General features: G+C 69.4%; 15 protein-coding genes. 3 read left to right on the top strand and 12 right to left on the bottom strand.

Annotation, left to right across the window (positions count from 1 at the left end):
- Positions 1-9 precede the first annotated feature (9 nt).
- The gene (locus AA0Y20_RS11145; protein WP_412939270.1) at positions 10-570 is read left to right on the top strand and encodes a CGNR zinc finger domain-containing protein; all 561 of its coding nucleotides are present in this window, start codon (positions 10-12) and stop codon (positions 568-570) included.
- Here AA0Y20_RS11145 and AA0Y20_RS11140 read toward each other — a convergent pair.
- Positions 530-1,429, bottom strand: coding sequence for an alpha/beta fold hydrolase (locus AA0Y20_RS11140; RefSeq protein ID WP_412939269.1), 900 nt, complete (start codon positions 1,427-1,429; stop codon positions 530-532). The two genes, AA0Y20_RS11145 and AA0Y20_RS11140, sit on opposite strands and share 41 nt — an antisense overlap.
- A gap of 111 nt (positions 1,430-1,540) precedes the next feature.
- Here AA0Y20_RS11140 and AA0Y20_RS11135 point away from each other — a divergent pair, with 111 nt between their 5' ends.
- Positions 1,541-2,242, top strand: coding sequence for a 3'-5' exonuclease (locus AA0Y20_RS11135; protein ID WP_412939757.1), 702 nt, complete (start codon positions 1,541-1,543; stop codon positions 2,240-2,242).
- Positions 2,243-2,326: 84 nt separating this feature from the next.
- Here AA0Y20_RS11135 and leuA read toward each other — a convergent pair whose 3' ends face one another.
- Positions 2,327-4,087 carry a 2-isopropylmalate synthase gene (gene leuA, locus AA0Y20_RS11130; RefSeq protein ID WP_412939756.1) on the bottom strand — a complete coding sequence of 587 codons (1,761 nt, stop codon included), beginning with the start codon at positions 4,085-4,087 and terminating at the stop codon, positions 2,327-2,329.
- A gap of 205 nt (positions 4,088-4,292) precedes the next feature.
- Between leuA and AA0Y20_RS11125 the strand changes: the two genes are divergently transcribed.
- Positions 4,293-4,895: a hypothetical protein gene (locus AA0Y20_RS11125; RefSeq protein WP_412939268.1), complete on the top strand. Its 603-nt coding sequence runs from the start codon at positions 4,293-4,295 to the stop codon at positions 4,893-4,895.
- Here the strand turns inward: AA0Y20_RS11125 and era are convergent.
- From era to AA0Y20_RS11075, 10 genes are all read right to left on the bottom strand, one after another.
- Positions 4,892-5,791, bottom strand: coding sequence for a GTPase Era (era, locus tag AA0Y20_RS11120; RefSeq protein ID WP_412939267.1), 900 nt, complete (start codon positions 5,789-5,791; stop codon positions 4,892-4,894). The two genes, AA0Y20_RS11125 and era, sit on opposite strands and share 4 nt — an antisense overlap.
- A complete protein-coding gene (locus tag AA0Y20_RS11115; protein ID WP_412939266.1) occupies positions 5,788-7,116 on the bottom strand; it encodes a hemolysin family protein in 1,329 nt (442 codons plus the stop codon). Before AA0Y20_RS11115 ends, era begins: the two co-directional genes overlap by 4 nt.
- Positions 7,113-7,577, bottom strand: coding sequence for an rRNA maturation RNase YbeY (ybeY, locus tag AA0Y20_RS11110; protein ID WP_413331517.1), 465 nt, complete (start codon positions 7,575-7,577; stop codon positions 7,113-7,115). Before ybeY ends, AA0Y20_RS11115 begins: the two co-directional genes overlap by 4 nt.
- Complete coding sequence (locus tag AA0Y20_RS11105) at positions 7,574-8,611, bottom strand: PhoH family protein (protein WP_412939754.1); 1,038 nt, start codon at positions 8,609-8,611, stop codon at positions 7,574-7,576. Before AA0Y20_RS11105 ends, ybeY begins: the two co-directional genes overlap by 4 nt.
- Positions 8,612-8,657: 46 nt before the next feature.
- Complete coding sequence (locus tag AA0Y20_RS11100; RefSeq protein ID WP_412939264.1) at positions 8,658-9,005, bottom strand: HIT domain-containing protein; 348 nt, start codon at positions 9,003-9,005, stop codon at positions 8,658-8,660.
- Between the two features lie 44 nt (positions 9,006-9,049).
- Positions 9,050-9,778: a 16S rRNA (uracil(1498)-N(3))-methyltransferase gene (locus tag AA0Y20_RS11095; RefSeq protein ID WP_412939263.1), complete on the bottom strand. Its 729-nt coding sequence runs from the start codon at positions 9,776-9,778 to the stop codon at positions 9,050-9,052.
- A gap of 4 nt (positions 9,779-9,782) precedes the next feature.
- The gene (gene dnaJ / locus AA0Y20_RS11090; protein ID WP_412939262.1) at positions 9,783-10,904 is read right to left on the bottom strand and encodes a molecular chaperone DnaJ; all 1,122 of its coding nucleotides are present in this window, start codon (positions 10,902-10,904) and stop codon (positions 9,783-9,785) included.
- A gap of 39 nt (positions 10,905-10,943) precedes the next feature.
- Positions 10,944-11,981 (bottom strand): heat-inducible transcriptional repressor HrcA, encoded by a 1,038-nt coding sequence (hrcA, locus tag AA0Y20_RS11085; protein ID WP_412939261.1) that lies wholly within the window; start codon positions 11,979-11,981, stop codon positions 10,944-10,946.
- A gap of 80 nt (positions 11,982-12,061) precedes the next feature.
- A complete protein-coding gene (hemW, locus tag AA0Y20_RS11080) occupies positions 12,062-13,279 on the bottom strand; it encodes a radical SAM family heme chaperone HemW (RefSeq protein ID WP_412939260.1) in 1,218 nt (405 codons plus the stop codon).
- On the bottom strand, positions 13,279-13,938 hold the full coding sequence (locus AA0Y20_RS11075; protein ID WP_412939259.1) for a DUF1990 family protein: 660 nt from the start codon (positions 13,936-13,938) through the stop codon (positions 13,279-13,281). Before AA0Y20_RS11075 ends, hemW begins: the two co-directional genes overlap by 1 nt.
- Positions 13,939-13,945: the final 7 nt, after the last annotated feature.

Here is a 13,945-nt window from a genome sequence, read left to right as displayed (position 1 = left end):
GGAGTCAACGTGGTCTTCATCCATGACACCGAATTGTCGCTGCGCGCGACGGCCGCGCTCGTCAACACACTGCCGCTCACGAGCGGAGACGCCGCCGACACGCTCGCCGACGGTGACGATCTGGATGCATTCCTCGCCGAGTTCGCCTTCACCGGCGCGATCGTGCGCGACGACGCCGAACTCCAGGCGATGCGCGGCATCCGGTCCCGGCTCAGGGAGCTCTGGGAACTGGACCGGGACTCCGCCGTTCCCCACGTGAACGCGATGCTTCGGGACGGCCATGCCCAGCCCCAGCTGGTGATCCACGACGGCTACGACTGGCATATTCACGCGACTCCCGATGACGCACCCCTGGCCACGCGCGTGCTCGTCGAGGCCGGCATGGCCTTCGTCGACGTCATCCGCGCCGACGCCTACGACCGCGTGCGGGTCTGCGCCGCCGATGACTGCGCGGCGGTCTACGTCGACTTCTCGAAGAACGGATCGAAGCGCTACTGCGACACGGGCAACTGCGGCAACCGGATGAACGTCAACGCGTACCGTCGCCGGAGAGCCCGAGAAACCGCCTGATCGCGGTCGCGGCCTCGCGGGGCTTCTCGTAGTGGATGAGGTGCCCGACGCCGTCGATCTCGACGAGCTCGGCCGAAGGGAACAGCTCGCGCAGCCGCCGTTCGGCCGCGATCGGCGTGATGTCGTCCTGAACGGCAGCGACGAGCAACGTCGGCTGTGAGATCCGGGGCGCGAACGCGCGGACGTCGTTGGAGACGGACGTGACGAACGCGTCACGCAGCACATCCCGATCGGCGAAGCTCGAGAAGTACGTGTCGTGCTGCGCGTGAACGAAGCGCCGCAGCGTCCGATCGCGCGTCTTGACCATCGCGAGGCTCATCACCCGGACGATCAGCCGGTTGCGCAGCAGCGCCTCTCCCCACCGGCGGGGCAGGCGCGCGCCGACGGCGTAGTAGCCGACGGCGAGGCGAGTGAAGACTCCGCGCGGTCCCTCGAGCGCGGGCGCGCCGATGGGGTTGATGAGAATCAGCCGCGGGGTCGCGAGCCCGCCCGCCACCGCAGCGGCCGAGACGATGGAGCCGAAGGAGTGACCGACGACGACCGCGCCGGGAGCCACAGCGGCAGCGAAGGCCGAGAGCCAGTCGGCGTAGGTCTCGAGGTTGTGTTCGCGCCCCGGCAGCGCGGGAGTCTCGCCGAAGCCGGGCAGGTCGGGCATGATCACGCGCACGTCGCCGAGATGCGCGACGACGGGCTCGAGGCCGTGGTGCTCCCCCCGGAATCCGTGCACGGCCACGAGCGTTCGAGGGGCGTCATCGCGCCCATAGACCCAGTACGCGGTCGTCCCGCCGAGAACCTCGGTCTCGAAGCGGCGCACCGGGATGCGTGCGAGCAGGGAGTCGTACGGAGAGACGGTCGGCACCCGTCGAGTCTACGGAGGCGGCGCGTCGGATCCTGAGTGTCGGACCCGAGCCGTAGCCTCGATTCCGTGGAGCCGGATCGCCCCCTCGTCGTCGCAACGCCAGAACTCGACCTGTGGCCCTCCACGGCACCCGAGTGGTGCCAGGTGGTCGGGGTCTTCGATCTCGAGACGACGGGCGTCGACGTGACGTCGGACCGCATCGTGACGGCGCATGTGGGTGTCCTCGACGCCGACGGGACGCCCGTACGCGCCGACAGCTGGCTGGCCGACCCGGGCATCGACATCCCCGAGGGTGCTGCGGCGATCCACGGCATCTCGACCGATCATGCTCGCCGGCACGGACGCCCCGCCTCGGAGGTCGTCGGAGAGGTCGTCGCCGCCCTGCGCGGTCTGTTCGACGCCGGCATCCCCGTGGTGGCGTACAACGCGCCCTTCGACTTCTCGATGCTGAAGTACGAGGCCCTTCGGCACGGGCTCGATCCGATCCTCGCGCCCTCCCCCGTCATCGACCCGCTCGTCATCGACAAGCGATACGACCGTTACCGCCGCGGCAAGCGCACCCTCTCGGTCGTCGCCGAGCATTACGCCGTCACGCTCACCGGTGCACATGAGGCTTCCGCAGACGCGATCGCGGCGGGCCGCGTCGCGCAGATGCTCGGCGAGCGGTTCGCCGAAGGGCTGCCGTCGACCGCCGCTGAGCTGCACACGCGCCAGATCGGCTGGGCCCGGGCTCAGGCCGAGAGTCTCGCCGAGTACTTCGTCAGCATCGGGCGGATCGACGCCGACGTCGACGGGTCGTGGCCCATCCGCTGATCGATGCGAGCGCGTGCCGCACACCGCACGCCGACGGGGTGCGGCCCCGATGGGGAGGCCGCACCCCGACGAGTGCTAAGGCGCTCAGACCGCGGTCAGCTCCGACGAGCGCTCGCGGGTGCGGATCGCGCGGTTGACGCAGGATACGACGGCCTTGAGGCTCGCGGTCGAGATGTCGCCGTCGATGCCGACGCCCCAGAGTCGCTGGTCATCGACCTGCAGCTCGACGTAGGCCGCTGCCTGGGCGTCGCCACCCGAGCTCAGCGTGTGCTCGACATAGTCGTAGAGCGAGATGTCGAACCCGCGGTCGCGGAGCACCGCGAGGAACGCTGCAATCGGGCCGTTGCCGACACCCGATACCTCGTCGTGGGCGTCACCGTCGCGCAGCGTGACGTCGAGCCGGACGTCGCCCGACATGTCGCTCTGCGTGCGGGTGCCGAGCAGCTCGAACCGGCCCCACTTGTCGTCGTCGGCCGATGCGGGCAGGTACTCGTCGGTGAAGATCGACCAGATCTGCTCGCTCGTGACCTCGCCGCCCTCGGCATCCGTCTTCTCCTGCACGACCCCCGAGAACTCGATCTGGAGCTTGCGCGGCAGATCCAGCGCGTGGTCGGTCTTGAGCAGGTAGGCGACGCCGCCCTTGCCGGACTGCGAGTTCACCCGGATCACGGCTTCGTACGAGCGTCCGAGGTCCTTGGGATCGACGGGCAGGTAGGGCACCGCCCACTCGATCTCGTCGATCGAGACGCCGTCGGCAGCCGCACGTGCGGCCATCGCCTCGAAGCCCTTCTTGATGGCGTCCTGGTGCGAGCCGCTGAAGGCGGTGAAGACGAGGTCTCCGGCCCAGGGGCTGCGCTCGGGCACCGGCAGCTGGTTGCAGTACTCGACCGTGCGCTTGATGCCGTCGACGTCGCTGAAGTCGATCTCCGGGTCGATGCCCTGCGTGAACAGGTTGATGCCCAGCGCGACCAGATCGACGTTGCCGGTGCGCTCACCGTTGCCGAACAGGCAGCCCTCGATACGGTCGGCGCCGGCCATGTAGCCGAGCTCCGCAGCGGCGATCGCCGTGCCCCGATCGTTGTGGGGATGCAGTGAGAGCACGACGTTCTCACGATGTGCGAGGTGGCGGCTCATCCACTCGATCGAATCGGCGTACACGTTCGGCGTCGCCATCTCGACCGTCGCAGGCAGGTTGATGATGACCTTGCGGTCGGGCGTCGGCTCGAGCACCTCGATGACCTGGTTGCAGACGTCGACCGCGAACTCGAGCTCGGTACCGGTGTAGCTCTCGGGCGAGTACTCATAGTAGACCGCCGTCTCGGGGATGGTCTTCTCGTACTGCCGGCACAGACGCGCACCCTCGAGCGCGATGTCGATGATGCCCTGGCGGTCGGTACGGAAGACGACCTCCCGCTGCAGGATGCTCGTCGAGTTGTAGAGGTGCACGATGGCCTGCTTCGCGCCGGCGATCGCCTCGTACGTGCGCTTGATGAGGTGCTCGCGAGCCTGGGTGAGGACCTGGATCGTGACGTCGTCGGGGATCAGGCCGTCGTCGATCAGCTGGCGGACGAAGTCGAAGTCGGTCTGGCTCGCGCTCGGGAACCCGACCTCGATCTCCTTGTAGCCCATCTTGACGAGCAGTTCGAACATGACGCGCTTGCGCTCCGGGCTCATCGGGTCGATGAGCGCCTGGTTGCCGTCGCGCAGATCGACGGCGCACCAGCGCGGCGCTGTCTCGATGCGCTTCGCAGGCCAGGTGCGGTCGGGCAGATCGACACGGATCTGCTCGTGGAACGGCCGATACTTGTGGGTCGGCATGCCCGAAGGCTTCTGGTTGTTCTCCATGGTGGTCTCGCTCTTCCTCATCGGGTGTGGCGGGCCAACGCGAAGCTCCGCGACGAGAGAGGCCCTAGAACGAGGACTCGTCGCGGCGACTAAGGAGAAGCAGTCGGCCGAAGCGCATGCGCCCAGGTTACACCCCGCTCATCCGTCGGAAGCACACGGGCGTGCCGCCGCCGAGACGATGGCGTCGCGCGCGACACTGTCGGATATGAGAACTGCGCGCGCGGGCCTGTCCGCCCTCATCATGTGTGCGGTCGCCCTGACCGCGGGATGCGCCTCGACCCCCGCGGCCGGGCCGACCTCCCTCGACCCGGCGCCGCCGGCCGGTGATGTCGTGGCTCAGGGAACCGTGCTCGACAACGGTTCCGGCGCTCAGCTGTGTCTCGGCGCCGTCGCGGAATCGGCACCGCCGCAGTGCTCGGGCATCCCGCTCGCGGGCTGGGACTGGGCTGCTCTGAGCGACGCGACCACCATGTCGGGCTCGACGTGGGGCACCTACGCGGTACAGGGACGCTACGACGGATCGTCGCTCACGGTCACCGCGCCCGCGGTGCCGCTCGCGCTGTACGACCCGCTGCCTCTGCCCGACCCGACGGGCGGCACACCCGGCACCGTGGACGACGCGACACTGCGCGATGTCGAACAGCGGGTGCACGACACCCTCGGCGACGCGGTGCTCGCCTCGGGCGCATACGACGGCCGCCTCTGGGTCACGGTCGTCTGGGACGACGGGACGCTCCAGGATGCCGCAGACGCCGAGTTCGGTGCGGATGTGGTCGTCGTCCAGTCGGCGATGCGCGAGATCGGCTAGAACCCGAGACGTCCCAGCTGCTTCGGATCCCGCTGCCACTCCTTCGCGACGCGGACACGCAGCGAGAGGAAGACGCGGGTCCCGAGAAGGGGCTCGATCTGCGCGCGAGCGCGAGCGCCGACATCCGCGAGCCGTGAGCCCTTGCGGCCGATGATGATCGCCTTCTGGCTGTCGCGCTCGACGACGATGTTGGCGTAGACGTCGGTCAAGTCGGAGCCTTCGCGGGGCGCCACGTCCTCGACGGTGACCGCGATCGAGTGGGGCAGTTCGTCACGCACGCCTTCGAGGGCCGCCTCGCGGATGATCTCGGCGATGCGGTCCTCCGTGGACTCGTCCGTCACCACGTCGTCGGGATACAACGCGGGTCCCTCGGGCATCAGCCCGAGCAGCTCGTCCGCGAGCACGTCGAGCTGGTCGGCCGTCACGGCGGACAGCGGGATCACGGCGGCCCAGTCCTCGCGGAGGCTGTCGACCTCCATCAAGCGCTCCATGATCTCGTCGCGGCTCGCCAGGTCGGTCTTGGTCACGATGGCGACCTTCTTCGCGCGCGGGTACCCGTCGAGCGAAGCGGCGATGCGCCGGTCGCCGGGCCCGACCTTGTCGACCGCCGGCACCAGGAAGCCGATCACGTCGACGTCGCCGAGCACCTGCTCGACCAGATCGTTCAGGCGCTGACCGAGCAACGTGCGCGGCTTGTGGATCCCCGGGGTGTCGACGATGACCAGTTGACCGCCGGGCCGGTTGAGGATGCCGCGGATCGCGCGCCGGGTCGTCTGGGGCTTGTCACTCGTGATCGCGACCTTCTCCCCCACCAGGGCGTTCGTCAGAGTGGACTTCCCGACGTTGGGTCGACCGACGAAGGTCACGAACCCCGAACGGGTCTCTGCTGCGGTCATCTGCCGTCTTCTCCTCTTCGTGCCACGCGGACCTCTCCGGTGCGCGGGTGCGTCATGTCGTTCGTCTCGTCGGCGGGGGCTCGTTCGACGAAGACCGTCGCGAGGCCCCGCCCGCGTCCGCGCGAGACACCGCCGGTGATCGTGATGCCGTCGACGGTGACGGTCGCCCCGGGCATCGGGACACGACCGAGCGTCTTGCCGAGCAGCCCCCCGATGGAGTCGACGTCCTCGTCGTCGAGCTCGATTCCGAAGAGCTCGCCGACTTCGTCGAGGCCGAGACGTGCGCTCACGCGGTAGCGTCCGGGCTCGAGCTCGACGACTTCGGCGGCGCCGCGGTCGTACTCGTCGGCGATCTCTCCGACCAGCTCCTCGATGAGGTCCTCGAGCGTGATGAGGCCGGCGACTCCGCCGTACTCGTCGACGACGAGGCAGACGTGGACGGCATCCCGCTTCATCTGCTGCAGCAGCGACTCCGCCCGCATGGACTCGGGGACGAACACCGCCGGTCGCGCGACCCGGCCCACGGGCACGTCGCGCCACCCGGTCGCCTCGCCGTAGGAGAACTGGACAAGGTCCTTCAGGTAGACGACCCCGACGATGTCGTCGCGCTCATCGTCGGTCACCGGCACGCGCGACACTCCCCGCTCGAGGAAGAGCGCGAGCGCCTCGTGCGTCGTGGCGGTCTGCGGCACCGTGACCATGTCGGTCCGCGGCACCATCACCGATCGGACGAGCGTGTCCGTGAAGTCGAAGACGGAGTGGATCAGGTCGCGATCGTCCGCCTCGATCAGGTCTTGCGAGACAGCCTCGTCGACCATGCTCAGCAGCTGTTCCTCGGATGCGAACGACGTGCCACGGGCTACCCCCGGCGTCACACGGTTGCCCACGATCACGAGGAGGTGCGCGAGAGGCCCGAGCACGATGCGCGCACCGCGCACGATCGGGGCGCAAGCGATGAGGAGTCCTCGGGCGTGCTGGCGGCCGACCGAACGCGGGCTCGCGCCGACGAGGACGAACGACACCGCCGTCATCAGGAGGGCCGCGACCAGGATCGCCCACCAGAGGTTCTCCAGTGCCAGGGTCAGCGCCGCCGTGACGAAGACCGCCGCTGTCGACTCCGCGAGGATACGGATGAAGACGACGGCGTTCGCGTGCGCCGTCGTGTCTTCTGCGATGCGGCGAAGAGCCTGCTGCCGGCGACTCGCCTCGGCCCAATCGGCGAGGTCCGTGCGTGAGGTGACCCCGAGCGCGGCGTCGAGTGCGGCCATCAGGCCCCCGAGCGCGACGAGGAACACCGCGCCGAGGACGAGGAGGAAGACGGTCACGCGCGGCGGCGCTCGCTCGCGTGGAAGGCCGCGATCAGCTCGCGCTGGAGTCCGAACATCTCGCGCTCCTCATCGGGCTCGGCGTGATCGAAACCGAGCAGGTGCAGCAGCCCGTGCGTCGTGAGGAGGATGAGCTCGTCGAGGGTCGTGTGCCGCGCCGCCTGCGCCTGGGTCTCTGCGACCTGTGGGCACAGCACGATGTCGCCGAGCAGCCCCGGGGGCGTCGGAGCGTCCTCGGTGCCCGGGCGGAGCTCGTCCATCGGGAAGCTCAACACGTCGGTCGGCCCGGGCTCGTCCATCCACTGGACGTGCAGCGACTCCATGGCGCCCTCGTCGACGAGGAGGATGGCGAGGTCCGCATCCGGGCTCACGTTGAGCTGCGCGAGGTTGTGCTCGGTCAGCCGCAGCAGCACGGTCTCGTCGACGGGAACGCCGGACTCGTTGGTGATCTCGATGGTCATGAACGTCCTCGTTTCGGGAGTCGGTCGCGCGGACCGACGGGCCGTGTCGCGGTGCGCCGCTCGGCCCGGTTTGCGAACTCGCTCGCCTCGTCCCGCTCGCGGCGCGCGGCGAGACGCTGCTCGTCGTACTCGCTGTACGCGTCGACGATGCGGCCGACGAGCGTGTGCCGCACGACGTCCTCGCTGGTGAGGGTGGCGAAGTGGATGTCGTCGATGCTCTTCAGAACACGCGTCACCGTGCGCAGCCCGGACGTGCCCTGGGGCAGATCTACCTGGGTGATGTCGCCGGTGACGACCATACGGGTGCCGAAGCCGAGACGCGTGAGGAACATCTTCATCTGCTCGGGCGTGGTGTTCTGAGCCTCGTCGAGCACGACGAACGAATCGTTCAGCGTGCGACCGCGCATGTACGCGAGCGGCGCGACCTCGATCGTGCCGGTGGCCATGAGCTTCGGGACGAGCTCGGGGTCGAGCATCTCGTTGAGCGCGTCGTAGAGCGGCCGAAGGTATGGGTCGATCTTGTCGGTCAGGGTTCCGGGGAGGAAGCCCAGACGCTCTCCGGCTTCGACCGCGGGACGCGTCAGGATGATGCGGTTGACCTCTTTGCGCTGCAGCGCCTGCACGGCCTTGGCCATCGCGAGATAGGTCTTGCCGGTGCCGGCGGGACCGATGCCGAAGACGATGGTGTTCTCGTCGATCGCATCGACGTACGCCTTCTGCCCCAGCGTCTTCGGCCGGATCACCTTGCCGCGCGACGAGAGGATCGCCTCACCGAGCACCTCCGAGGGCCGGGGGCCCTCGTCGCCCTTCCGGCGCTGGAGGATGCGGCTGGAGGTCGACACGTCGCTCGGGTCGAGACCCTGCCCGGCCCGTGCCATCGCGATCAGCTCATCAACGAGCGACTTCGCTGCGGCGACATCCTCGGTCGAACCCGTGAGGGTGATCTCGTTGCCGCGCACGAGGACGTCGACGTCGGGGTGCTCCCGCTCGACGACGCGCAGGAGGCGGTCTTGAGGTCCGAGAAGCTGGACCATGGCGACACCGTCGGCGAGGATCGTCGCGACGGCGGGTTCGGAAGCATCAGCCACCGAGGCTCCCTTCGGAGAGGCCACCGGCGAGGACGTGCGCGTGAACGTGGAACACGGTCTGTCCCGCGCCAGGGCCGGTGTTGAAGATCAATCGGAAGTCGCCGTCGGAGTGTTCGGCGGCGACGGAGTTGGCGAGCCCGATGAGCTCGCTCAGCAGAGCAGGATCACCGGCAGCGAGCTCCACCACGGTGCGGTAGCGCTCGGTCTTGGGGATCACCAGCAGGTGCACAGGCGCCTGCGGAGCGATGTCGCGGATCGCGAACGCGTTCTCGGTCTCCGCGATGATCTCGGAGGGGATCTCGCCGCGGAGAATGCGCGTGAAGACAGAGGGATCGCTCATGCGTCCAGTCTATCGACGGGGTCCGGCGGCGGGTCGGCCCGGTGTCACCAGCGGCCCAGGGCGACGTTGACGACCCCGAGCGCGGCGGGACCGGCCGTCGAGGTCCGCAGCACCGTCTCGCCGAGACGGACGGTGATCGCACCGGCGGCGACGAGGGCGTCGAGCTCGTCGGCTGCGATCCCGCCCTCCGGGCCGACCACGAGCGACACATCACCGTCGCCGAGATCGACGGCGCTGAGCCGTCGCGTCGCGGTCGGCTCGAGCACCAGCACCCGCTCGGAGGAGCATCGCGCAGCGATCTCGGCAGTGGACACCGGCGCGTGCACGGCGGGAAGCCACGCGCGATGCGCCTGTTTCGCCGCCTCGCGCGCGATGGTCGTCCACCGCTGAACCCCGCGCTGGACCTTGGGCCCGCTCCACCGCGAGACGCTTCGAGCGGCCTGCCAGGGGAGGATGGCGTCGACGCCGAGCTCGGTGCAGGCCTGCACAGCCAGCTCGTCACGATCCCCCTTCGCCAAGGCCTGGATCAGCGTGATGCGGCGCCCGGGCGCGGGATGATCGATCCGCGAGAGCACGTCGATGCTGACCAGCTTGGGGTCGACGGCCGTGACGGTGCCTTCCAGCCACGCGCCCGCACCGTCGCCGACGGTCACCGCTTCTCCGGCGCGCACGCGGCGCACCCCCGCCGCATGGTGAGCTTCGGCGCCGGTGAGCGTGACCGAGTCTCCCGGTTGCGCGAGGACCGGCGGATCGACGAGGAAGTGCAGGGCCACGCCGTCAGCTGCTCCGGAACCGGTCGCGGAGTTTGGCGAACAGGCCCTGGTGGAACTCCGCCAGCTGCGGAGCCGGCGACTTCGTGCGCTTCTTCAGCTCTTCGATCAGTGCCCGTTCCTTGGCGTCGAGCCGTGTCGGGGTCACGACGTGCACGCCGACGCGCAGGTCACCGCGGTTCGAGCCGCGGAGCGGCGTGATGCCACGGCCCTTGATCGTGAGGACGTCGCCGGACTGCACGCCCGGGCGCAGCTCGAGGTCGACGGGTCCATCGAGCGACTCGATCGTCGTGCTGGTGCCGAGGACGGCGTCCGGCATCGACACCTCGAGCGTCGCGAGGATGTCGTCGCCTTCGCGGCTGAACACGTCGTGAGGGTTGACCGTGACCTCCAGATACAGGTCGCCGTTGGGGCCACCCGCGGGACCGACCTCGCCGGATCCGGGTAGCTGGAGGCGGAGGCCGGTCTCGACACCGGCGGGGATGTCGAGAGACACGGTTCGCCGAGCCCGGACGCGTCCCTGTCCCTGACACGTCGTGCACGGGTACGGGATCGTCGTGCCGTAGCCCTGGCAGACGTTGCAGGGCTGCGAGGTGACGACGTTGCCGAGCAGGCTCCGCACGGTGCGCTGCACATTGCCGGCACCGTGGCAGACGTCACAGGTGACCGGCTGCGTTCCCGGCTGACAACACGAACCCTGACACGTGTCGCAGAGCACGGCGGTGTCGACCTCGATGTCACGATGCACACCGAAGACCACGTCGCCGAGCTCGAGGGTGACCCGTACGAGGGCGTCCTGCCCGCGTTCCCGCCGCGAGCGCGGGCGCCCTGCCCGGCCTCCGCCCCCTGCTCCGCCTCCGAAGAAGGTCTCGAAGATGTCGCTGAAGCCTCCGAAGCCCGCAGCGCCACCGAAACCGCCGGCGGAGTCGCCGCCCATGTCGTAGCGCTGACGCTGTTCGGGATCGCTGAGGACGTCGTAGGCGTGCGTGACGAGCTTGAACCGCTCGGACGCGTCCTCCCCCGGGTTCACGTCGGGGTGCAGCTCTCGTGCCAGGCGTCGGTACGCCTTCTTGATCTCGTCGGGCGACGCGTCGCGCGCGACGCCCAGGACCTCGTAGTGGTCAGCCACGGATCGCCTTTCCGCCCGTGCGGGCGTGGATGGGGTGGGTCAGCGGGATTTCTCGTCTTCGTCGAGAAGTCGGCTGAGATAGTGCGCGACGGCGCGGACCGTCGCGAGGTTCGTCGGGTAGTCCATGCGGGTCGGACCCATGAGGCCGACCCGTGCACGCGAGCCCGGGACGTCGTAGTCGCTCGTGACGACCGAGGCCTCGGAGAGCCCGTACGCCTCGTTCTCGCGACCGATGCGCGCGGCGACGCCGCGGTCGTCGGCGACCATCTCGCCCATGAGCCGCAACAGCGTCACCTGCTCTTCGATGGCCTCGAGCAGCGGGTAGATGCTGCCGCGGAAGTCGGCCTCTCGCCGCGCGAGCGTAGCGGTGCCGGCCATGACGAGGCGGTCTTGACGGAACGTCTCCAACTCCTCGACCAGGATGCGCGCGATCTCGTGCACCGCGTCGCCGATCGGATCGCCGGTCGATTCGCTCTCCGCGAGCGCCGACACGGCGGTGACGGCATCTCGTACGGCGACGCCGGTGACGGCTGCGCGGAGAGTCGCCTTGGCCACGGCGAACTGTCCTTCGTCGAGGAGCGAGCGCACCACGCCCACCCGCTGCGAGACGCGGCCGGTGTCTGTCACGACGATGACGACGAGACGTCCGCCGCCGAGGTCGACGAGCTCGAGGTGGGACACCTGCGCCCGCGCGAACGACGGGTACTGCACCATCGCGACCTGGCCGGTCAGCTGGGTCAGCGCACGCACCGTCCGAACGAGCAGATCATCGAGATCGGTGGGGCCGTCGAGGAAGGTCGTGATAGCCGAGCGCTGGGCGGCGCTCAGGGGGCGCAGACCCGCCAGGTGATCGACGAAGACGCGGTAACCCTTGTCGGTCGGAACGCGCCCCGAGGACGTATGGGGGGCGGCGATGAGCTCCTCGTCCTCGAGAAGAGCCATATCGTTGCGGATCGTCGCGGCCGAGACGCCGAAGGCATGGCGTTCGACGATCGACTTGCTTCCCACGGGCTCGCGGGTGTCGACATAGTCCTGCACGATCGCCCGCAGCACCTGCAGTCCGCGTTCTGAGACCATGTCCGTCACCTCCTGTTTGGCACTCGATGTCTGCGAGTGCCAATTCTATCGTGTGGACGGCCCCGGTCGTCTCCGCCCGATCACTCGGTGAGGGCACGCACCACAGCGTCGGCCATGAGGCGTCCGCGGCGCGTGAGGACGATACGACCGCGCACGGCCGCAGCGCCCTCCACGAGGCCGTCGGCGATGAGTGAGGCGACCGCGCGCCGGCCGCCGGCATCCAGCTCGTCGATCCCGAGCCCCTCGACGATCCGCGAACGCAGAAGGACGGATTCCAGGCGCCGCGCCTCGGCATCCGGGCGCTCGCGGCCGGCCGCGGGCGAGTCTCCTGCCGCCAGCCGCTGAGCGTACGCGGCAGGGTGCTTCACATTCCACCAGCGGAGACCGGCGACGTGACTGTGGGCACCCGGCCCGTATCCCCACCAGTCTGTTCCCCGCCAGTAGGCCAGATTGTGACGCGAGCGCTGGTCTGCCGATCGCGCCCAGTTCGAGACCTCGTACCAGGAGAAGCCGGCGGCGGCGAGACGCTCATCGGCCAGCTCGTACATGTCGGCCTGGAGGTCGTCGTCGGGAGCGGGCACCTCACCGCGGCGGATCTGGCGCTCGAGGCGCGTTCCCTCCTCGATGATCAGCGCGTAGGCCGAGACGTGATCGGGCTCGAGCGAGACCGCGGTCTCGACGGAGCGCCGCCAATCGTCGAGGCTCTCCCCCGGTGCGCCGTAGATCAGGTCGACGGACACATCGAGTCCGGCCCCGCGCGCGGCGGCGACGGCTGTGGCGACGTTGGCGGGATCGTGCGTTCGGTCGAGGGCCGCCAGGACATGCGGCACGGCGGACTGCATGCCGATCGACAGCCGCGTCACACCGGCAGCCGCCAGCTCGTCCGCGACTCGGGGGTTCATCGTGTCGGGGTTGGCCTCGACAGTGACCTCCGCGCCGGGAGCGATGCCGAACGTGTCGCGAACTCCGCCCAGCATGCGTGCGAGATCCCCGGGCGGGAGCAGGGTCGGCGTGCCGCCGCCGAAGAACACCGTGCGAGCGGCGCGGCGAGGGCCGCGGGCATCGATCAGGGCGGCCGAGAGCGCGATCTCGCGCAGCACCTCGTCGGCGTACGCATCCTGCCGCGCTCCGCGCAGCTCGGTCGCCGTGTAGGTGTTGAAGTCGCAGTAGCCGCATCGCACCCGACAGAACGGGACGTGCAGATATACCCCGAACGGAGCGTCGGGGTCGATGACGAGGTCCTCCGGCAGGGTGCCGCCGACCGGCACCGGATCGCCGATCGGCAGTGCCGCCCCCATCAGGCGCCGGGCGTCGCGTACAGCGGCGAGATCGCGCGGAGGTAGCCCTGGAACAGCAGCCGACGACGGCGGCGCACCAGACCTTTCAGCATCCGGTAGGCGAGCGCGGTCGGACGGTCGAACGCCCGCACCACGAACCACACCTCGTCGTTGTCACGCCATTCCAGAAGGAACGATTCCTCACCGCTGACGACGGAACCGCCCACGGTGCCGAGGGCGAACGCGACCCGGCGCGGCTCTTCATCGACGAAGATCACCCGGAGCTCGGCATCCGCGCTCTGGCCCGACACGCGGCCGTGCACCTGCAGTGTCGTCCCCGCCCCCACGTACGGCGTGCCGTCGGCGGCGAAGCGCTGCTCGTGCTCCATGCTGCTCGGAGCCACCGCGTTGCCCTCGTCATCGAACGCGACGCCCGTGTACATCGGCCCCGATGCGGGCCGGACATCACTCACGCGCAGGCCAGCGCCTCGAAGTGCCGACCACGACATCAGCAGGTCTGCGGCGGTCTCGAAGCGGGCCTGACCGCTGCCGATGCGCCAAGCGTCCTCGGCGGGGACACTCTGCTCGGGCGGGTACGCCATCAGGTCGTGCGCGCGCGTGGCGCCGACCGCCGCGTAGTCGACGGTCTCGTCTCGGAAGGTCCCGCGTCGCTGATGCATGGGTCTC

It is taken from the genome of Microbacterium pratiae (assembly GCF_047302165.1).
In the GTDB taxonomy this organism is placed as follows: domain Bacteria; phylum Actinomycetota; class Actinomycetes; order Actinomycetales; family Microbacteriaceae; genus Microbacterium.
This window is presented reverse-complemented; position numbering and strand designations above follow the sequence as displayed.